General features: G+C 34.5%; 23 protein-coding genes. 9 read left to right on the top strand and 14 right to left on the bottom strand.

The window, feature by feature from the left end; all coding sequences use genetic code 11:
• Positions 1–11 precede the first annotated feature (11 nt).
• The gene (locus tag HLK68_RS09100) at positions 12–293 is read right to left on the bottom strand and encodes a nucleotide pyrophosphohydrolase (RefSeq protein WP_132942943.1); all 282 of its coding nucleotides are present in this window, start codon (positions 291–293) and stop codon (positions 12–14) included.
• 125 nt (positions 294–418) lie between these two features.
• Between HLK68_RS09100 and HLK68_RS09095 the strand changes: the two genes are divergently transcribed.
• Complete coding sequence (locus tag HLK68_RS09095; protein WP_006784983.1) at positions 419–910, top strand: hypothetical protein; 492 nt, start codon at positions 419–421, stop codon at positions 908–910.
• A gap of 12 nt (positions 911–922) precedes the next feature.
• Here HLK68_RS09095 and HLK68_RS09090 read toward each other — a convergent pair whose 3' ends face one another.
• Positions 923–1,663: a flavodoxin family protein gene (locus tag HLK68_RS09090; RefSeq protein WP_006784982.1), complete on the bottom strand. Its 741-nt coding sequence runs from the start codon at positions 1,661–1,663 to the stop codon at positions 923–925.
• A 70-nt stretch (positions 1,664–1,733) separates the two neighbouring features.
• On the opposite strand from HLK68_RS09090, the gene HLK68_RS09085 reads away from it, so the two are divergent.
• The 5 genes from HLK68_RS09085 (at position 1,734) to HLK68_RS09065 (ending at position 6,785) form a co-directional block, all read left to right on the top strand.
• Positions 1,734–2,888, top strand: coding sequence for a sensor histidine kinase (locus HLK68_RS09085; protein ID WP_006784981.1), 1,155 nt, complete (start codon positions 1,734–1,736; stop codon positions 2,886–2,888).
• The gene (locus tag HLK68_RS09080) at positions 2,881–3,525 is read left to right on the top strand and encodes a response regulator transcription factor (RefSeq protein ID WP_132942942.1); all 645 of its coding nucleotides are present in this window, start codon (positions 2,881–2,883) and stop codon (positions 3,523–3,525) included. The genes HLK68_RS09085 and HLK68_RS09080 overlap by 8 nt, the downstream gene beginning before the upstream one ends.
• 168 nt (positions 3,526–3,693) lie before the next feature.
• Entirely contained in the window at positions 3,694–4,629 is a 936-nt protein-coding gene (locus HLK68_RS09075) for an ABC transporter ATP-binding protein (protein ID WP_006784979.1), read from the top strand.
• A 12-nt stretch (positions 4,630–4,641) separates the two neighbouring features.
• Positions 4,642–5,733 (top strand): ABC transporter permease, encoded by a 1,092-nt coding sequence (locus HLK68_RS09070; RefSeq protein ID WP_006784978.1) that lies wholly within the window; start codon positions 4,642–4,644, stop codon positions 5,731–5,733.
• Positions 5,730–6,785, top strand: a complete 1,056-nt coding sequence (locus HLK68_RS09065; RefSeq protein ID WP_132942941.1) for an ABC transporter permease — start codon at positions 5,730–5,732, stop codon at positions 6,783–6,785. Before HLK68_RS09070 ends, HLK68_RS09065 begins: the two co-directional genes overlap by 4 nt.
• Before the next feature lie 192 nt (positions 6,786–6,977).
• Here HLK68_RS09065 and HLK68_RS09060 read toward each other — a convergent pair whose 3' ends face one another.
• Complete coding sequence (locus HLK68_RS09060; protein ID WP_006784976.1) at positions 6,978–7,388, bottom strand: peptide deformylase; 411 nt, start codon at positions 7,386–7,388, stop codon at positions 6,978–6,980.
• Positions 7,389–7,398: 10 nt separating this feature from the next.
• Positions 7,399–8,274 (bottom strand): radical SAM/SPASM domain-containing protein, encoded by an 876-nt coding sequence (locus HLK68_RS09055; protein WP_006784975.1) that lies wholly within the window; start codon positions 8,272–8,274, stop codon positions 7,399–7,401.
• 141 nt (positions 8,275–8,415) lie between these two features.
• Between HLK68_RS09055 and HLK68_RS09050 the strand changes: the two genes are divergently transcribed.
• A complete protein-coding gene (locus HLK68_RS09050; protein WP_006784974.1) occupies positions 8,416–9,264 on the top strand; it encodes a patatin-like phospholipase family protein in 849 nt (282 codons plus the stop codon).
• Between the two features lie 8 nt (positions 9,265–9,272).
• Here HLK68_RS09050 and HLK68_RS09045 read toward each other — a convergent pair whose 3' ends face one another.
• From HLK68_RS09045 to HLK68_RS09015, 7 genes are all read right to left on the bottom strand, one after another.
• Positions 9,273–9,881 (bottom strand): hypothetical protein, encoded by a 609-nt coding sequence (locus tag HLK68_RS09045; RefSeq protein ID WP_129821197.1) that lies wholly within the window; start codon positions 9,879–9,881, stop codon positions 9,273–9,275.
• A gap of 285 nt (positions 9,882–10,166) precedes the next feature.
• Entirely contained in the window at positions 10,167–10,565 is a 399-nt protein-coding gene (locus tag HLK68_RS09040) for a VOC family protein (protein WP_132942940.1), read from the bottom strand.
• Between the two features lie 20 nt (positions 10,566–10,585).
• Positions 10,586–11,290, bottom strand: a complete 705-nt coding sequence (locus tag HLK68_RS09035; RefSeq protein WP_006784971.1) for an acyl-[acyl-carrier-protein] thioesterase — start codon at positions 11,288–11,290, stop codon at positions 10,586–10,588.
• A 109-nt stretch (positions 11,291–11,399) separates the two neighbouring features.
• Positions 11,400–12,065: a hypothetical protein gene (locus tag HLK68_RS09030; RefSeq protein ID WP_132942939.1), complete on the bottom strand. Its 666-nt coding sequence runs from the start codon at positions 12,063–12,065 to the stop codon at positions 11,400–11,402.
• Positions 12,047–12,193: a hypothetical protein gene (locus tag HLK68_RS09025; RefSeq protein ID WP_170837675.1), complete on the bottom strand. Its 147-nt coding sequence runs from the start codon at positions 12,191–12,193 to the stop codon at positions 12,047–12,049. Before HLK68_RS09025 ends, HLK68_RS09030 begins: the two co-directional genes overlap by 19 nt.
• Positions 12,194–12,480: 287 nt before the next feature.
• Positions 12,481–12,930 carry a type II 3-dehydroquinate dehydratase gene (gene aroQ, locus HLK68_RS09020; RefSeq protein ID WP_006784968.1) on the bottom strand — a complete coding sequence of 150 codons (450 nt, stop codon included), beginning with the start codon at positions 12,928–12,930 and terminating at the stop codon, positions 12,481–12,483.
• 75 nt (positions 12,931–13,005) lie between these two features.
• Positions 13,006–14,274, bottom strand: a complete 1,269-nt coding sequence (locus HLK68_RS09015; protein WP_238526652.1) for a 4Fe-4S dicluster domain-containing protein — start codon at positions 14,272–14,274, stop codon at positions 13,006–13,008.
• Positions 14,275–14,902: 628 nt separating this feature from the next.
• On the opposite strand from HLK68_RS09015, the gene HLK68_RS09010 reads away from it, so the two are divergent.
• A complete protein-coding gene (locus HLK68_RS09010) occupies positions 14,903–16,252 on the top strand; it encodes a dicarboxylate/amino acid:cation symporter (RefSeq protein WP_129821198.1) in 1,350 nt (449 codons plus the stop codon).
• A gap of 25 nt (positions 16,253–16,277) precedes the next feature.
• Here HLK68_RS09010 and HLK68_RS09005 read toward each other — a convergent pair whose 3' ends face one another.
• Positions 16,278–16,697 carry a C-GCAxxG-C-C family protein gene (locus tag HLK68_RS09005; RefSeq protein WP_006783475.1) on the bottom strand — a complete coding sequence of 140 codons (420 nt, stop codon included), beginning with the start codon at positions 16,695–16,697 and terminating at the stop codon, positions 16,278–16,280.
• Between the two features lie 103 nt (positions 16,698–16,800).
• On the opposite strand from HLK68_RS09005, the gene HLK68_RS09000 reads away from it, so the two are divergent.
• A complete protein-coding gene (locus tag HLK68_RS09000; RefSeq protein WP_170837674.1) occupies positions 16,801–18,057 on the top strand; it encodes a DUF2812 domain-containing protein in 1,257 nt (418 codons plus the stop codon).
• 35 nt (positions 18,058–18,092) lie between these two features.
• On the opposite strand, the gene rbr is transcribed toward HLK68_RS09000, so the two are convergent.
• A complete protein-coding gene (gene rbr, locus HLK68_RS08995; protein ID WP_006783472.1) occupies positions 18,093–18,662 on the bottom strand; it encodes a rubrerythrin in 570 nt (189 codons plus the stop codon).
• 193 nt (positions 18,663–18,855) lie between these two features.
• Positions 18,856–20,166, bottom strand: coding sequence for a sugar ABC transporter substrate-binding protein (locus tag HLK68_RS08990; RefSeq protein ID WP_055165053.1), 1,311 nt, complete (start codon positions 20,164–20,166; stop codon positions 18,856–18,858).
• Positions 20,167–20,282: the final 116 nt, after the last annotated feature.

Raw genomic sequence — 20,282 nt, 5'->3', positions numbered from 1 at the left:
AATCACGGGTTTTATTTTGTACTTGGATATTTAATCGCATTCTTTTCTAATTTCTTTAAAATAATGTCTTTGACATCTACTTCTAATACATCAGCCATTGGCATGCAATAAATCATCACATCTGCTAATTCTTCAGAAACATGTTCTGCATCAAAGTCATTATTCCACTGAAAGCATTCTAACAATTCAGCTGCTTCAATTGAAATAGATTTTGCTAAATTTTCTGGAGTATGATAAGGTTTCCAGCCACGATCATCTCTAAATTTGATAATTTCTTTCATTGTCTCTTTCATGATAGAAGTCCTCACTTTTATAGTTTCAGTTTATTTTAACATATTTAAAATATCGTGATACTACCACTTTATTATTTTGTTTAATCTTCATACTCTATAGTAACTTAAATAAAGGAGTGATGACGATGAATAAAAATTCAAGCATCTATAAACTCTATAAAAAACTCAAGTATGAATGGGGACACCTCGACTTTGCCACTAAATGTATTTTTTTCATTGGAATCCTCCTTCTTTTCCAACTGATTTATGCTATTTTTGTTCCAGCTAATGCGCTAGATTCCACCACTCAGATTGTCTTTAGAACAAGTACCTCAAGTATCTTTGGTTTTATTCTTGGGATGGCTCATAGCTATTCAACTAAAAAAGCATCGCCACCTTCTGAAGAATCTGAAGATCATGAGAAACAAGAGTTTGTATTCAATAAAGATATTAATTTGAATAAAGCAACTCACGTTAGAATTTTGTTTTCAACAACGGTGTGCATCATTTGTATCATTGTTTTAATGATTGCTAATCGAACGAATAATCTAAGTTATCAAGAAGGGATTATTCAACTTCGCGACTTGATTTCAACAACCATTGGATTTTTAATCTCAAAAGCTTCTCATCATCATTAAAAAATCCTCCTATTAAGAGGATTTTTTTTTAATAATACGGCTAAAGAAACTATAAAAAGAGTTCCCCATCCACTTTAAATAAAAGGGCACATCATTCTCTTCATAGTAAACTTGTACATCATAACCATGTTCTATCCAATACTTTCGATCTCTTGGAAGGATATTCATGGCTAATGTTTTCTGCACCTGAAATGCGATAACCTGATCCTTTGTTGGAATCCACTCCGTTTCCTCCCCTTCTTCCACCGCTTTAATAAAAAATTTCAACTCTTTTCTACTGACCGCTTCATCCCAAGTTTTTACGTTCCGCTTCACTCGACCACAAAGATGCATCCCCCAAAAAGTTGCGACTTTTTCCATATAGTCTAGAACTTCATCGGCATATCCCCCTGCTGTTGTGGTCATTAATAAAACTGGTTTTTTTACTAATTCTGGACGATGATACCACTTGCAGGTACGGTCAATAAATCGTTTAAGTTGTCCACTCACGCCTGCCATGTAAACAGGTGACGTTAAAATAATTCCATCCGCCTGCCCCAGTTTTTCTAAAATCCCGATCACATCATCTTTAATCGGGCACCGGTCACTTAAGATACAAGCCTCACACCCTTTGCAATCTTGAATCAAGTAATTTGACAGATGAATGATTTGCAAAGAAATTCCCGCTTCCTTTAATAAGGGAGCCGCCGATTGAATGAGTTGATATGTATTTTTTTGACGCCCACTACTTGAAATTGCGATAACTTTTTTCAAAATATCACCTCGTAACTTTATTTACCAATTGTTTGCATGATACAATACAAAAATAAACAGGAGGTATCTTATGAGAAAAAACAAACTATTAATTACTGTTCGTTACTTAAGTTTACTCACGGTTATTTTTTCTTTCATTAGTTTGAATGAAACATTATCGATTTTTATTATCTTAATGCTGTTATGCTTACTTATCAATAGTCAGTTTCGTTTTTTCTCGCTTCGTCAAGCACCTTATATTATATGTTCGTTAGTTGTTGATTTAATCTTATTTATTTGTTTAAGTTCGTATCAACCGCAAATGGTAGCCTATTATTTTATTTTACCGATACTTGATAGTATTTTACTGTTACCAAGACGTTATCATCTTTCCTTGTCTTGTTTAATCGGAATGATCTTGCTATTTTTAATTTCTCACTCTTTCACATTAAATCAGATAACTTCTTTATTTGTGTTTCTCATCGTTGCTTTTTTAGGGCTTTATATTAAAGAAGAACATGAGAAGAAATTAGATGCTCAACTTTTATATGATGAACTTCGAATTTCTGAAGAAAAATTAAAACAGGCTAAAGAAGAATTAGAACTTTACGGGGCTTCAATAACAGAACTTGCCGTTTTAAAAGAGCGAAATCGAATTTCACGTGATATTCATGACAGTGTCGGACATGCTCTCTCAACAGCCATCATTCAATTGAATGCGATGGAAGTTATCGCCTCAAAAGAGAATTCAAGTGTTGCTCCTCTGGCTTTAAATTTACGTGAATTTTTAAAAAATTGTTTACAAGAAGTTCGTGAGGCCATTTCGACTTTAAAACCGAGTGAGTATCAAACGTATCAAGAGTTATATCGGATTGAAGAATTAATTGAGAATTTTAAAAAGTTATCTGGGATGAATGTCAGACTGACGATTTCTAAACAAAAATGGGAACTAAGCCCGAAAATGGGATTGACACTATATCGTGCCATTCAAGAAACATTGTCGAATGCACTCCGTCATGGTCAAGCAACGGATGCGTCCATTTCAATTCATTTTTCACCTGATCATGTGGTGTTAACGGCTGAAAATAATGGAATTGGCTGTCCTAATTTTCAAAAAGGGGTCGGTTTAACGAGTATGAGCGAGCGTGTCAGTGAGGTCAATGGGAAGGTTCACTTTATCCCTTCTACAGTTGGCTTTAAAATAAGAATTACGATTCCAAAGGGAAAGGGTGAAAGTTATGATTAGGATTTTAATTGTTGATGATGAAGCGCTAATTCGTGATGGACTTCGTTTAATGTTGTCGTTATTTGAAGATATTGAGGTCGTAGCAACAGCGTCAAATGGTGAGGAAGCCCTGAAGGCCTGTCAATCACACCCGGATATAGATCTTGTTTTGATAGATATTCGCATGCCTTTATACGATGGAGTTCTTGGAACACGTTTGATTAAAGAAGCTTTTCCAAAGATAAAAGTGTTGATTTTAACCACGTTTAAAGATCAATCTTATATCCAAGAGGCGATGCAACTCGGTGCAAGTGGCTACTTATTAAAGGATAGTTCGCATGAGGTGATTTATGAGGGAATTAAATCTGCCATCATGGGGAATGTTATTTTTCATCCGGAAGTTGCAACTCAACTGTTAAATACGCAAACGACTTCAATTAAAAGTGATGCACAATTTTATGAGCAGTATCGTTTAAGCGAAAAGGAGCTGATGATTATTCGTGAGATTGCAACAGGATTAACAAATAAAGAAATCGCCGCCAAACTCTTTTTATCCGAAGGAACGATCAAAAATCATATCACGAATATTTTATTTAAACTTGAGCTTCGAGATCGCACTCAAATCGCCATTTTTGCATTTAAGAATGGATTAGCATAAAAAAACATCAGTTTCTACTTAGACTGATGTTTTTTTATTTCCCTATAAGGTCATTTTTTCTAAGTAAGTGACTTAAGTCACCCCCTACTATGACGATGGGTTATGGAATTGATATCCAGTTATGACTATAATGAAGGTATCAGATGATAAAATCAGGGAGGAAATAACATGAGTATTGTTAAGGTGAGTAATGTAACGAAACGTTTTAATGACAAACTTGTTTTAGATAATATCAGTTTTGAAATTGAAGAGGGTGAAATTTTTGGACTTATCGGACCGAATGGAGCCGGAAAATCGACGTTGATTAATATTATGACGACACTCGTTGAGGCGACAAATGGAAGTGTTGAAATTGGGGGCTATGATATTGTGAAGCAACCGATTGAGGCGAAGTCTTTAATCGGTCTTGTTCCTCAGGAGTTAGCGTTGATGGAGGAAATGACGGCCTATGATAATTTGTTATTTTTCGGTTCTCTTTATGGTCTAAGTTACAAGGTGCTAAAGGAACGTATTAATGAGGCTTTAATGGCAACCGGTTTAATGGATCGTAAAAAGGAGAAAGTTAAAAAGTTTTCAGGAGGGATGAAACGTCGATTAAATATTGCCGCTGCTTTGATGCATCATCCTAGAATTTTAATTATGGATGAGCCCACTGTTGGGGTTGACCCACAATCTCGTAATCATATTTTTGAGTTTACGAAAAAGATTTGTAAGGAACGAAACACAACAGTGATTTATACCTCTCATTACATGGAAGAGATTGAGGAGCTTTGTTCAAAAGTTTTCATCATGGATTTAGGTAAAGAAATTGCGTCTGGAAGTCAGGAACAAATTAAATCCTTATCTGGAGAACAAACAAAGGTCATTCTAACGGTCGGTCATCTAAGTGGGGAAATCGTTCTAAAGTTACGAGGACTTGAGGGTGTTTCATTAGTAACGGAAGAAGGTAATCAAGTGACGTTAACGATTAATAAAGACTTCAAATTAACGTCCGCTATTGCATTACTTGAGTCATATTCTTCGCAGTTACAAGGGATTCGTTACGAAGAACCTCGTCTTGAAGATGTGTTCTTATGGTTAACTGGGAAATCGTTACGCGACTAAGGAGGAAGAGTGATGCGATTATTAATGTGGCTTTATGTGAATTTGAAAGTCGTTTTTAAGCAGTTTCCAATGACGATTTTGTATATGCTTGGACTGCCCTTATTCATTGGACTTTTAATGGGGAATATGATGACCATCCTGTTTGCAAATCCAAATTCGATGGAACCTTTACCTCTACAAATCATAGATGAGGATCAATCTACCTTATCGAATCAGTTGATTTCATTTTTAAACGATGAGTCAATGTCTTCCTACTTTATCATTTCAAATGATGAACGTGCTTCGACTTTAGTTATCCCCGATGGTTATGAAGAAAATCTTTTAACGGGAATGGGTGGTGAGTTAGTTTTAGAAGAACTCAATACGAATAAACATATGTTATCTCTTACTGTAGCAAAGTCAATTCTCGATCAGTACCACGAAGGTCTTTTTAGAAGTTTATCCACAGATAATCCCGAGCAATTATCTTTAATTTATGATAACACCAGTTTAAAATCTGTTTATATCGAATCTGCTCTTGCCTTAAACTCAACCACGTATTACTCTGTTGGAATGATGTCTTTCTTTGTCTTCATGATGATCATGAACATTTCAGGAGCTAGTTATAAAAGTGCGGAGCTTGGACTTGATAAGCGAATGTATTCAGCCCCGCTTACACGAGTCCGTATGTTTAATTATGATTATTTAGCAAATTTACTATATTGTGTTATTTTATTAAGCTTTTACGTTTTGGTTTACCGAGTCCTTGGATATTCATTTGAGGGACCTATTGCTCTGTTACTTTTACCTATTTTGGCAACCTCTTGTTTTATGGTAAGTGTCGGATCATTTATTGGTCACTTTTTCTCCGCTAAATATGGAAACATGTTGGCGTTAATTTTATTCTTTTTACAAATTTTTATCGGTGGCACCTTCTTACCGACTGACAGTGTCGCAACCTTCTCTCCGTCTTATTCGATTACTAAAATGTTTCAAAACTATATTTTATATGGAACGTGGGAAAGTTTAAAAACACCATTCCTAATGACGATAGCAATTGCGCTTAGTTTATATTTAATGACCTGTTTAAAAGAAAAATATCGTTTTTGGGAGGTAAAAAGATGATTCGATTAGCTTTAGTTCATATTAGACGTTATCTTAAAAATCCTATCTTATTGTTAATGATGGGACCTATTCCTTTATTTCTTGTCCTCGGTTCTCTATTTTTTTCAGATAGTGATCAAATAACTCCAAATGTTGCTTATGTTTTAGAATCAAATGGCATTTATGAAATAGAACTGTTAGAAAATTTAGGCGTTGAAGAAAAATTTATTTATCACGATCAAGAATCTGCACTTGAGGGATTAATGGCGAATGAGTTAGCAGGTGTCATTATCATTCCAAAGACGTTTTCAACTGACATTGAAGGTGGTGTCAAACCGCAAGTTGAAATTTTAAAAACAACGGAGGGCGCTGGAACAGCAGAAGTTGAAATTCAAATTGAACAACAAATTAACACTTGGCTAACTGACTACTATAACCTGAATCCGATTTCACTGATAACGACAAAAATCGAGTTCAAAGAAAAGCCTGTTGATATGAGTATGACGATGTTTATCGTGATGATCATTTATTTCATGTTCATCGGTGCCACCTCACTCGCAAAGGATGTGTATCAATTAAAACAACAAAAGGTTTTACATCGTGCGTTGAGTACGGCGAACAAGGATATTGAGATATTTGGTGGGTTAATTTTGGCGATGTGTTTCATTCAGGGAATTTGTTTTACGATTGTCTATTATATTGGGATGATGGTCTTGGATGTGTCAATGCCAAATCCATTGCTTCCACTTTTATTGATGTTTAGTATGTCGTTTGTTGCGTCGAGTCTTGTTATTTTTGTCACACGTGTCGTGAAAAATCCAAGTTTAATTGAGATGTCAATCGTTATGTATGCACTCTTCGGGTTTATTTTATCGATGCTTAGTATTAACCTGTTCGATTTCGGTTTTGAACCAACGCTCATGATGAATATCGCGAAGCTATTCCCGATTTACTGGGCATTTGATACAGCCCTTAATCTAACATTATGGCCGAATCTAATCATCATTTTGCTGTTTGGTGTGGCTTTCTTAAGTGCTGGAAGCTTCAAACTTAAAAACTTTATTCAAAATTAAATAAGTATCCTAACTAACCATCACGAATCATTTTTTTCATTTAATACTTCTACCAGAAACTTAACGTACTAAATACACTTGACCTATCACTACTAAAAACACAAAGGATATTCTCCTGTGATACTTACACGATACTTCATTTTACCCCATCAAAAAAAGCTAATTCATCTCACTTGAATTAGCTTTTTTAATTTAAATAATGATTCCATTACAATGATCAATTTCATGTTGAATGATTTGTGCAACGAATCCGGTAAACGTTCCTTTTTGTTTATTAAATTGCTTATCTAAATATTCTACCTCAATGGTTTCATATCGTGTTGTTTCTCTAAATCCAACAAGTGATAAACAGCTTTCTTCTGTCACATAACTTTTTTCTTTTTTTACGATAACGGGATTAATCATTGGAACAATGATCTCCCCAATCGCAAAGACGATGATGCGTTTTTTAATCCCAATCATATTGGCGGCCATGCCCACACATCGCTCTAAATTAGCTCGTAACGTATCGATTAAATCTTCAACAACCGCTAAATCTGCTTTTGTTGCAGGAACTGATTTTTGTGCTAAAAATTTTTCATCTTTCATAATCGGTCTAATCATTGTCTACCTCCTAATATCTCTTCGCGTAACCACATCTCTTACAGAGTTCTTCGACTGCTACACGATTTGAAAAGCCATCATACATCGCCTTGGCACGCTCACTTTCTAAAATATCATGCAGCGGTGTTTCAAATACATTTCCTAAAGGAATTTTCCCTTCACTATCTAAACAGCAAGGCACCACTGTTCCATCCGCCTGAATTCCAATATGATCGCGAAGACCGTAACAGAACATTTTCTCACTAATCACCTCGCGCTCTAAACTTGGCCATTCAAATTTATCCGCCATATTAATAAACACGCGATCACGAATTTTAACATTGTTCGTTTCCATGAGTTTTTCGTTTAGGCGATACGGAAGATGAAAGGCTTCTTCAATCAAGTCTAAAATCTGTTGGTTAAGTGTATTTTTCGCCTGTAATGCTTCGCCATCCATGTTCCAAAGTCGTAGATTGCAGTAGACAGGACGCACTGCTTGTATTTCATCAATAAAAGAAGCAATTTGCATCAGATAGTCTTTTAACGTTTGCGTTGATTCATTGGCTTCGAAAGAATGAACCGAGAAGTTAATTTGACGAAGTGCCGGTGATTGAATTAACGTTTCTTTTACTTTTCCAATCAAAACACCATTTGTCGTTAAATTAACCTGAATTCCCGCTTCATGACTCATTTCTAAAAAACGCCCAATTCGAGGATTTAAGAAAGGTTCTCCGAGTAAATGAAAATATAAATAATTCGTATAAGGTTTAACTTCTTTTAAAATATGTTTAAAATCGTCTTCATTCATGACTTTTCCATTTCGCCCGAGTGTAGCACTTGGACAAAAATCACACTTTAAATTACAACGATTCGTTATTTCGACATATATCTTTTTAAATCGGGGCATAGGACCTCTCCTTTAAATAATCTACACTTATTTTAGCACAGCTATCTCACATTTCAAACTCAATCCCACCACTGTCCATAGACAATCATTTCCAAATTAGTTAGAATAAAAGACACAATCAATTAAAAAGGATGATGATGAATGAAAGTAGGTTTAGTACTTGAAGGTGGCGGGATGCGCGGCTTTTATACAATGGGTGCACTAGATTATCTGATGGAACAAGGGATACTTTTTGATTATGTCATTGGCGTCTCAGCTGGGGCTTGTCACGGTGTTTCTTACGTTTCAAATCAAGCTAAACGAAGTTATCGTGTTAATACAAATTACTTAGGTGATAAACGTTACATTAGCTTTTCTAACTTTATTAAAACCAGATCTATTTTTGGGATGGATTTTATTTTTGATGAAGTTCCTCATAAACTAGACTTATTCGATTATGACACTTTCTTTAAATCCCCCTGTGAATTTAAACTGGGTGTAACCGATGTTGAAACTGGAAAACCGGTTTATTTTGATAAAACGGCACTTGATCATGATTGTACTGTTTTAAAAGCTTCCTCTTCTATTCCAGTATTTTCTCCTATTGTTGAGTATAAAGGGAAAAAATATTTAGACGGAGGAACATCTGATGCCATTCCTGTTAAAAAAGCATTAGAAGATGGCTGTGATAAAGTCGTGGTGATTTTAACACGTGATCGACATTATCAAAAGTCACCAGAACAATTTAGATTTGTTTATAAACGCGTGTTTAAAAAGTATCCCAAAATGATTGAATTACTAGACAATAGGCATAAAAATTATAATGAAACACTTGCTTATTTAAGAGAACTTGAAAGCGAAGGGAAAGCCTTGGTCATCGCACCAAGTCATCCCATTACGATTAGTCGTTTTGAAAAACATAAAGAGAATTTAGAACCGATTTATGCGATGGGGCGTAAGGATTTATCGAAGGAAATTTTAAAAATCAAAGAACTTTTAAAAAAGGCGTAGCGATGTCGCTACGCTTTTTTGATGACGAATTCTTTTCTAATACCGCGACTTAGTGCATATTGATAGGCAGCGGTTTTACTATTAAATGATTGTATTTTCAAAACGTTTAAAGGATAATAAATATCTTGATATTCACGATCTAAAACATCTAGGGTTTCTAAGACGATAAAAGGTGCGCCCAGTGCCGCCTCTAAGGTTTCATATTCGATCGCATCAAAGTCAATGACCCCCATTAACTCTTCCATGAGTTGGGCCATCAGTAGATCAAACTTTTGAACATCTAGTCTAAAATTAATTTTTTCCATAATATCAAGTAATTGATCGATGCTATTTCGAACTTCTTTAAGAGCTGCGGCGACTGACATGGCTTGTAAAATAGAACTCAATTCTGTGATTTGCACCGATAAACTTTCTAATATACCAAAATTATTTTCGAATCGTTGATACTCATTCAACAATTCATAATATTCTTCCTTGCTTAACACACAGTTTGCTATTTTAATAGATTGATGGACTCGGTCTTCACAAGAATCACATTGTTTTAACGTTTCATCCAACGCTATTCTTAATGATTTTATCACTTCTTTTTTTTCTAATTCATCCTTAACTTTCATCATTTCTTCTCACCCACTTTATTTAAGGTCAATCATTTCTCTACACCTTACATTTTATGAAAAAACGTCATTTATCATGACGAATTACATCAAAAAAAAGCAGGTGATTCAATCCTCACCTGCTTTTTAACGATTTAATTTCTATATTGAAACAAAACATGTATTTCACTATTATCAAATAGTCTCATTACCTAAGTCTTTTTAATACAAAGACATAACCATAGTCTAGGGGTCCCCTTCCCCACTAGCAGGATAAAAGTTTTTCAAGTGTGAAACACTTATCTGAGCTTATAAATCTCTAATTTCAATTTCTGTTCCTTCGGGTGCTTTAATTTTAAAGAGATATCCCTCTTCAACTTTATAAACGATCTCACCATTTTTGATTTTGAAATGTTCATATCCTAATTGTTGAATTCGCTCAATTTCTTCAAAAACATTATCAACTAAAAAACACAGATGAACGATTCCTTCATTTAATGAACTCCAAGGATTTAGCGTCTCGCCTTGTTTAGCTGTTTGAAGTTCAATCATAAAGTTTCCAAGTTTTAACCAGGTATTAAACGCTCGGTTATGGAAGTTTGGTGTTTCTTGTACGATTTCAAATCCTAAAATTCTCATATAAAACTCAAGAGATTCTTCATACTTTTCTGTTTGAATACAAACGTGATGCATCATTTTAATACTCATATTAAACTCTCCTATTCCCTTTACTCGTTGAAACTTAAAATCGCGTAGGGATGTCCTTCTTCATCATTTAATGATACATAGTATATCCCATCTAAAGAGACTGATGCTGGAATCATGATATCACCACATTTAGCTGCTTTTTTGTATTCAACACGGACACGTTTAATCTCTAACTCTTGCGGAAGGCATTCAAGTGCTAATGCTACATAGTGACTATTATTAACATGGCCGTTTGTATCAATTTGACACGGGCGAATGGTAACCTTCGGGAATGTATCCGTTGCCTTTGGTGCTTTAATCTTACGAGGCAAGTACTCCATTTCAAACTTTTCTTCAATCGGATATTTAGCAATTTCTTCCGTTGATAATTTAGCAAAACTTTCCGAAATCGTGTCCATAAATACGCCTCCAAGGTTGGCATAAGCTAGGACGTTATCCGCCTCATCATATAACACATAATTACGGTAACCAAAGCAACCTTTACACTCGTAAATTTGTGTTCCGACTTTAATCTTTTCACTTTCCTTTGGTAGACGATTAATTTCAATCTGCCACGACAAAATAAAGAAAGCTAAGTTTTGAGACTGAAAATAATCCAACCCAAGGCCAATATCTTCTAAATGAAATGTACTGCAATCTTGGAAATAATTAATTAAATGATGCAGCGTCAAGCCCCCATCTAATCCGACTTCACTATATCTTACACGACCTGCCATTAGATACATCGAAAATGACCCCTTCTTCTATTAAAAATATAATTTATTATATCAAAAAAAGCATTAAAGTCATTGTAGACTTCAATGCTTTTTTTCGATTTCATACAAATTCTACACTTTAAATCATTCTAATTCCTTGTTCTTTTAATTTTTGTAAAATATCATTCGCTTCTTGAATATAGTGGCAATTTACTTTTTTCAATTCATGATTTTTAAATTCTAATACAACCGTCTTCAATTGATTTAACCGCGCTCTCTGTCCCTCTTTTAATCCACGAGTATCAAGACTCGCTGCCCTTAATAAGGATTTGGGCTTAATACAAGGTTCCCCCTCTAATATAATAATGTGTTTTTCAGTTAACACTAACTGACGATTTTCATAAATGATGGTTTCCTCTGATAAATAATCAAGCGCAATCCCAATTGACATCGGTTCTTCATGTGAAATCAACACTACTTCATCTGATTTCATAAAAGCTACAAATTGTTTAAATAATTTAATCCCGTGATAAAGTAATGAAAAAGTTACTAATACTAAAATGCCAACCATCACAAGCAATAAATAGCCAACAATCTGGGAGAAACCTTGAACCGGATTTAAACTATTTTTTTGATGAATGATATAAGTTCCATATCCTAAACCTGCCGTTATCACGCCTAAAATAATCCCATATCCGAAATAACTAACCCCTGATCGTACAAACCCATTCGTAATATACTGCTTCAAATCAACTTTGACTGCTCCCATCTCCGCTCCCCCATTAACTAATAAATTAAACTCCATCTAAAATGCTCTTTTTCCGCTTGTGGACTTTCTAGTGTTTGCTTTTCACTTTCTTCGTTTTTGAGTTCTACATTTTGGCATCCTCCTAGTATTAAAATCAGTCCCATTACAAGCATGATTTTTTTCATGTCGCTTCACTTCCTTATTAAATTTGAACATCTTTTCTAACTTACCCAAATCATAGGAAATAAAACCTTAATTTTTTCCTAATCTTGATGAGGTATCCAATCTTATTATTAAGCTCATCTTAGCACACAGCGCTTACAAAAAATATCGAAATCATTTCTTTTTATATGGATTTTTTTGATTTTTAATCACAAAAAAAGACTGTCCTTAGATAGCCTCTTAATCTTCTAAACCTTTTCTTTTTATAAAAACCCTCAAAATCTAATCAGACTTTGAGGGTTAAATGTGATTATTTTTGATTTTTTGCTTTATTATTTTCTAATGCCATGATTCCTAAAATGTATCCAAACTCACCAAATCCGCATATTTGTCCAATACAAGCCGGCGCTGTAACTGATTGATGACGAAACGCTTCACGAGCATGGACATTTGAAAGATGAACTTCAACCGTTGGCACATCTGCGATTGCTTTAATAGCATCATGAAGAGCATAGCTATAATGAGTAAAGGCACCTGGATTGATGATCACGCCATCATAGTGTTCAAAGTATGCCTTTTGTAACCATTCAATGATCTGTCCTTCATAATTACTTTGAAGAACTTCAATTTCATGACCACGCTTTGTTCCTTCTTCTTTAAGATAGCCAACGATATCAGCATAGCTACGGCTTCCATAAATTCCTTTTTCACGAATCCCAATCATATTTAAGTTTGGTCCATTTAACACTAAAATTTTCATTATGATATCTCCTCTAAGTCTAGCACTTTAACTTTTATTGAATACTAAAACATCCCTAGAGTCAACCATTCCTAGCTACTTTAGTAATTTAGCTAAGTATTTTGATTTCATTTGTTCACTTGCCATCGCTTGTTTAAGTGGCGGTAAGTTTAAAATAGCCTGTAAGATGGCCGCCATTGCACGATGTGAACCAAACGCTTGATTATCGAAAATTAAATCTTGTAACTGCCCTTTTTCAATCGCTTGTAAGACAACACGATGGACAGAATTAACAGGTGTGATCACACGTTTTCCACGGTTTTTAAGCATGATACTTTTATTAAAACAAGCGCTTACACAAACACCACATCCTAGACAAACTTCTTCATTCACCTGATATTCAAAGCGCTCTGTTGACTTTCCTTCATCGACTTTTACTTTCGAAATTGCATCAATTGGACAATCACGCAAACATCGTCCACATTTCACACACGTTTCATGATTAATTGATGGAATAAAATTTGTTGTTTCAACCGGATGAAGATTTCCAAACTTTTTCGCTGCTAATAAAGCCTCACAACAGCAACCACAGCAGTTGCAAATAAAGGTTGGATTATTTTGAACATTCTCACCGCATTGAACTAGTTTATATTCATAGGAACGCTCTAAAACGTCTAGACATTCAGAAGCATCAATTTCCCTTGCATAACCATACTTAATTAATGATTGGGCCGCACCACCAAACGTTAAACAGACATCAAGTGGAGCATTACAGGCTTGATTCATATGTAACATCTTATGACGACAATAACAATCACCTAAGGCAATATGTGAAGCCGATTTAATAATGTGTGAGGCTCTTTCATAATCTAAAATTGAAACAGTATTTTCACGACTTAAGACTGATTCATTGACATAAACACGTCCAAGTTTGGTGTCCGTTGAGTAAAATAAATCCTTAACAAAATCTTCTTCTACATTCAAATATTGATAATATAATTCAGCCAATGCTTTTTGATTCACATTTTTTCCGATTCGCATCAATGAAAACTCAAAAAAACCTGCCATTGGAGGAGGTAGCATAAAAAGACGATCTTCTTTTGTTTCCATATCTAATAAAATGGCACGAGAAGCTAGTTCTTCTAAGATTTTTTCCGTTTCGTCTAGTGGTAATTTCCACGCCTTCGAGGCTCTTGCTGAGTTAAATGGACGAACCGGTAATTTAGAAACTAAATCTGCTTCACGTTCAGAAAATAACAGTTTTAAAATTTCATTCAATGTTTCACTTTTTGGAGCTCCTTGAGGGTATTTATTAATTCTCTCTTCTAAACTTTTATAGGCATCTTTTGCAACTAAATGTGACACGTCTTCACTCCCTTCCATTTTTCATAAAATTTATTCTATTGTAAACTTCTTACACTTAAAATATTCAAAAAGCGTGACATCATCGCTCTTTAAATTAATTATTTTTCAAAAAAATCCGGTGTTGCTAAACCTTTTCCTGCTTTTTCACCCACTCCAATTCCAATTTCTTTTAACTTAGTTGATAAAATATTCTCATGATATCACTTTGCGTTCATCCATAAATTCATATACTGCTTATTTAGCAGGATCTGTACCACTCTTTGTTAGTCATTAGCCTTCTATCTCATTAAATTTAGGACTTTATTCATCTATTTATTTAAATTACTTCACTCAACATCCCTTCAAAAAAATATTTTTATGTCTTTTTTTCGCTAAATTTCTACTTTTTTATTGACTTTAAAATCATTAGTCGGTATATTATTTACAAATAGGAACCCTTTAAGATAGCTCACGAGAAGCTATTAAGGTAAAATAATACGTTTTATAAAGTGTGAAAATGCATGACTTCTATGTTGCTTTTTTACTTATATCGTTGTATTCATTTGAGCCTTAATTTCGTGACATCCTTCATGAAATTAAGGCTTTTTTTACTGGGTCCTAGCATCTTATATGAGGAGAGGATTTAACAATGCGTCAAAAAAAATCAAATAATCGTTTAGCGATTCATATGGCAATTGCCTTAGTTGCTGGATTAATTACAGGATCATTATTCTTAATTTTACGTGAAAATTTATTAGCAGGTGGCAATGCCGATCTTTGGGCAACCATTAATAAAATTTTATTCCAAGATATCAGTGCTGAAGGAGCAACAGATGCATTTGGAATCTTCTATATTTTAGGTCAATTATTCTTAAATTCAATGCAACTTGTGATTGTTCCAATGGTATTTACATCAATTGCTTTAGCAATGTGCCGTATCTCTGATACGAAAACACTTGGACGCTTATCTTACAAAACAATCGGTGGATTCTTAGCAACTTCAGTCTTCGCCTTATTACTTGCTGGTGTTGTTGGATTAGTTGCTAATAAATTTGGAATCTTTAATGTAAGCATCGATAATATTACCGCTCAAACAGGCACAACAGGTTCTAACCCATTATTAATCTTCGTTAAAGCTATCCCAAATAACATTACATCAGTCTTTTCAACAAACGGAAGCATTCTTTCAATCGTATTCTTAGCTGTTGTAACAGGTTTATCAATTAATCATTTAGGTGATCAAATTTCAGTTTTAAAGAAACTTCTTGAAGATGTTAATAAAATTATCACGGTCTTCTTAACATTCTTAATTACAAAATTCGGTCCATTTGCTATCTTCGTCTTATTAACGAGAACATTCGCCATTTATGGTGTTGAACACTTGAAACCTGCCTTAGCTTATGTCGTAACAGTTGTTTTAACCTTATTATTCTTCTTAGTATTTGGTTATGCATTATTCATTTTAATTGCAACTCGTTTAAATCCAATGCCATTCGTTAAGAAAATCTCTAAAGTTGCGATGTTTGGATTCTCAACATCATCTTCTGCTGCAACATTACCTTTAAACACAAAGACAACAACAGAAGAACTTGGAGTAAACAAAGAAATTGCTTCATTCATCTTACCACTTGGAATGACTATTAATATGAACGGAACTGCCATTATGCAAGTCATTGCAGCCATCTTCATCGCTTCAAGTGCTGGATATGAAGTCACATTTGGAAGTATTTCATTAATCGCTATCCTAGCTTTAATCGCTTCAATCGGAACGCCTGCTGCTCCTGGTGCTGGTGCTGTTATCTTGTTTACGGTATTATCAGGAATGGGATATCAAAATGATGCTGCTTTACTAGCTTACTCATTAATCTTAGCAATCAACCGTCCAGTTGAAATGTTAGTGACGGCCCTAAATGTCGTTGGAGATTCTGCAACAGCTGTTGTTGTGGCAAAATCAGAAAACAGTTTAGATGAAAAAGCTTATTACACTGAAGTAAAATAATAAAAAAAACGTCAATCTAGTTCATCTAGACTGACGTTTTTTTTATGTATGCCTCAAGGAGTTGTGCGGCATCTTCAACATATGACGTACATAATTTTTCATGACGCTTATGTTGTTCACATTGCAATAATTCATCACACCTTAAAGAGCCATTCTTTTCTTTAAATTTATCTCCTAATGTGTGAATCAATTCATAGCATGATTTACGAGAAGCATTTTTCTCACGATCACCATCTGATGCTAGATAGCTAGCAGCCATAAACATTCCCGTCACCGCACCACAAGTATCACGTAAGCCTCCCATTCCACTTCCAAATCCTTCAGCTAATCGAAAGGCTTGTTCCTCTTCTAAACCAATTAAATCATGATAGGCACACAAAACAGCCTGAGAACAATTATAGCCTTTGCAATGTTTTTCAATCGCTTTATTCACTCGATAATCCATTTTATAACTCCTTTAATAATGTTTATTTTTAATTATATCACACCTTAACAGCACGCTTTTTTTACAGTTTATAGTAAAATAAAGTCGTTAGGGAGATGATATGATGAAGAAGGTTAAAATAAAACAATTATCTGAGTTAGAACTTTATGCTTTTTTAAGGCAACAAGCACGTGAAGGGTGGTTTCCAACATCTTTTTCTTCATCCTACATTATATTAGAGGAATCACAACCTCAAGATGTTATTTTCCATTTCGACACTTTCCCATATACTTATTCAACAATTGAAAAACTAAACAAAAAGTTCCCCTCATATTTAGATGCATTTGAAACAGAGGGTTGGCACTATGTTGCTCACTATCAATCACATTACTTATTTTATTCTAGCGATGTATTTGCCTACATCCCTAAAATTGAACAAATGAAATTTAAACAGTTTAAAACTTATCTTGTTCACGATTTATTCAGCGCGACTCTATCACTTCTTGCCATCTCTTTCATTCTAGCGTTTTTTCTGATGGACCTCAATTTTTTAATAAACTGGGATACATTTGCGCTTCTCCTGATGATGATACTCATTTCGATTGCCTTATTTCTTCAAATCCTAATCAATATAAAGTATTTATGCACCTTCAACGAATTACAATCTTCCCCCTTTAATGACTCGTTCAAAAAATACAGGCATCAGCTCCCTACCATCACAACCATTTTCTCTATCCTAAACGTTGTGATTGTTCTTCCTCTTTGTTGCATCGGCATTCTTTTAAATAAACAACCCTCTCAAGAAACACTTTTATTTCTGGGTCTTCCCTTTGGTATTCAATTTATAAGTGAAGTCTTAGAAAAGTATAGTCCACTTCAATTGTCTACTAAAAAATTCAATGCCTTAAGTTGGATTCTTCCACTTTTGTTACTTCTTTGGAGTGCCTTTTTTGATATGTCTCATCCTTATAATGAAGTCGACGTCAAAGATATCATCACAATAGCTGATTTAACCCCTCATGAGGTTTTAACCTATTACAGCCAGTATTCCAATCATATTGGACCTATCTTCGAAGAAGTAAAAATTTATAGTGAGAGTTCTTCTTTACATCAATTAGATTTTAAATCGTTTAAAACTTCATCTTCCCAACTACAAACTTATTTAAACTATTACTTTACTCAACAAATAAAACAGCATGATCCATTCAGAATATATCCTTATCTCTTTGCTCAATTCAAATCCTTTAATTTATATGTTTGTGACAATCAAGACCTATTTATTGTAGCTGAAAAAGATGATGAATTCATTTATCTCTATTTTGAAAATAATCGTGAAGATTTTAATTATGTCATTCAACAAGTTGTAGATTTAATAAAATAATAAAAGACTTGCCCTTGAGCAAGTCTTTTTTGTTATCAATAATTATGGCATGGCATTTGGAAATAGCTTTTTGGATACCCACAGACTGGGCAGTAATCTGGAGCTTCTTTACCAACTTGACGATGTCCACAATTTCGGCATTCCCAAACGACGGGATTTTTTTTTTCAAAAACTTGATTATTTTCAAGATTATTTAATAGTTTAGAATAACGAATACTATGTCCATTTTCAATTTTAGCTACCCCTTCAAATAAAGCAGCAATCTCAGGCAACCCTTCTTCTTTGGCAATTTTTGCGTAATCAGGGTACATATCCTCTGATTCTCCGGTTTCTCCAAAGGCTGCTATTTTTAAATTATCTTTTGTTGTTCCTAACCCACCATCATGTAAAAGTTTATACCACATCTCGGCATGTTCTTTTTCATTTCCTGCTGTTTCTGTAAAGAAGGCTGCAATTTGTTCATATCCTTCATCCTTTGCAACTTCTGCATAAAATGTATATTTATTTCTTGCTTGTGACTCCCCTGCAAAGGCATTTTTTAAATTTTGTTCCGTCTTCGTCCCTTTTAAATTTTTCAATGTTTCACCTGACACTAAAGAATCCATTTACTCATCACTCCAATCAACATTCATTCTTTAATATTGATATGCTAATTCCCGATAAAGGTTACTTTCTCAAGTTAACCCTTTACAAATTTATCCTAATAACATATGTAAAAAAGAGGTTGCTCTCATCGAACAACCTTTTTTCTTATCATAAAAAAACTCCCCGGAATCCGAGGAGTTTTAAGTGTGTTAACTATTCAGTCATTTGTAATGCAGTATTGTAATCGTCTAAAGCTTTAGCAGCTGCTTCTTCAGGAGTTGCTAAACCTTCCCATACTGAACGATACATTGTTTCAGCTGCACCCCAGTATTTTGACATTTCTGGTAAGATTGGCATTGGTTGAGAGTATTCAGCTTGAGCTAAAATTCCAGCGATATATGGATCTTCTACTACACCTTCAATAACAGATGAATCTTTTAATGCTGGGATTTTACCTTGAACATCATACATAATTTGTAATCCTTCTTCAGATGCTAAGAAGTCAACCACTTGTTTAGCTTCTGTTGGGTGTTGTGTGTATGCACTAACGCAAGCAATGATATTTCCTGAGAATGTTTCCCCTTGAACACCATTGATTGTTGGGATAGTTGTTACCCCGAATTCAAATCCATTGTCTTCAGCTCCAGTTTTTGCTTCAGCTAATGACCAAGGTCCAGAGATCATGTAAGGAACGTTTCCTTTAATAAACTCACCATGGATAGTATCCCAATTTAAATCTGCATATGGGACTGGTAAATATTCTTTCATTGATTGGAAGAATGTTAAACCATCGATAACTTCTTGAGTATTTAAGTTAACTTGAGAAGCATCATCATGATTTTCACCATATAATTGGAATCCTGCTGCAGTTAAGAAGAATTGGTTCGTATAAGAGTTACCTGGTTCCCAACGAATTAAGAATTTATTTGCTGCATTATCGTTGTAAACTGCAGCTTGCTCCTTAATTGTTTCAAAAGAAGTTGCAACTTCAAATCCATATTCATCTAATAATGTTTTATTATAGAATAACGCAATTGATTCAGTTGCTAATGGAACACCATAATAGTTACCATCTTTCTTAACTGTTCCCACAGCTCCTTCTAACATGCGCTCTTCAATCATTGCTCCCATATCTGATCCTAATGGTAATAAGATATTAGAAATGATTGATTCACTCATTCCATCATGAGGTTGAATGAATACATCTCCACCTAACCCTGCAGGACCGTCTAATTCTAATTTTGTACGAGCATCAACTGCTCCTACTTTTTCATAAACGATATCGATGTTTGGGTAAGCGGCTTCGATTGCTGGTTCAATAGCTGCTGCGTAATCATCGTCATCTAACCATAATTTAATCTCTACTTTTTCACCTGATGTTGCCGGTGTCTCAGCTGGTGCTTCAGTCGTTGTGTCACTACCTGCTGGTGTTTCAGCTGGTGTCTCTGACTCATTCCCACTACATGCAACTAATCCCGCGAAAGATAACGATGCAACTAAACCTAATGATACTAGCTTTTTCATTAATATGTGCCCCCTGACATAATTTAGAAAATCTTTTACAAGAAGACTATAACACCAGATTTTATATTAAACAATAGCTTTAATATCATAAGCAAACGGTTACACCCTATAAAATA

The organism is Turicibacter sanguinis (genome assembly GCF_013046825.1).
GTDB classification, from domain to species: Bacteria; Bacillota_I; Bacilli_A; order MOL361; family Turicibacteraceae; genus Turicibacter; species Turicibacter sanguinis.
The sequence above is the reverse complement of the archived record's forward strand: the minus strand, read 5'-3'. Positions and strand labels throughout refer to the sequence as shown.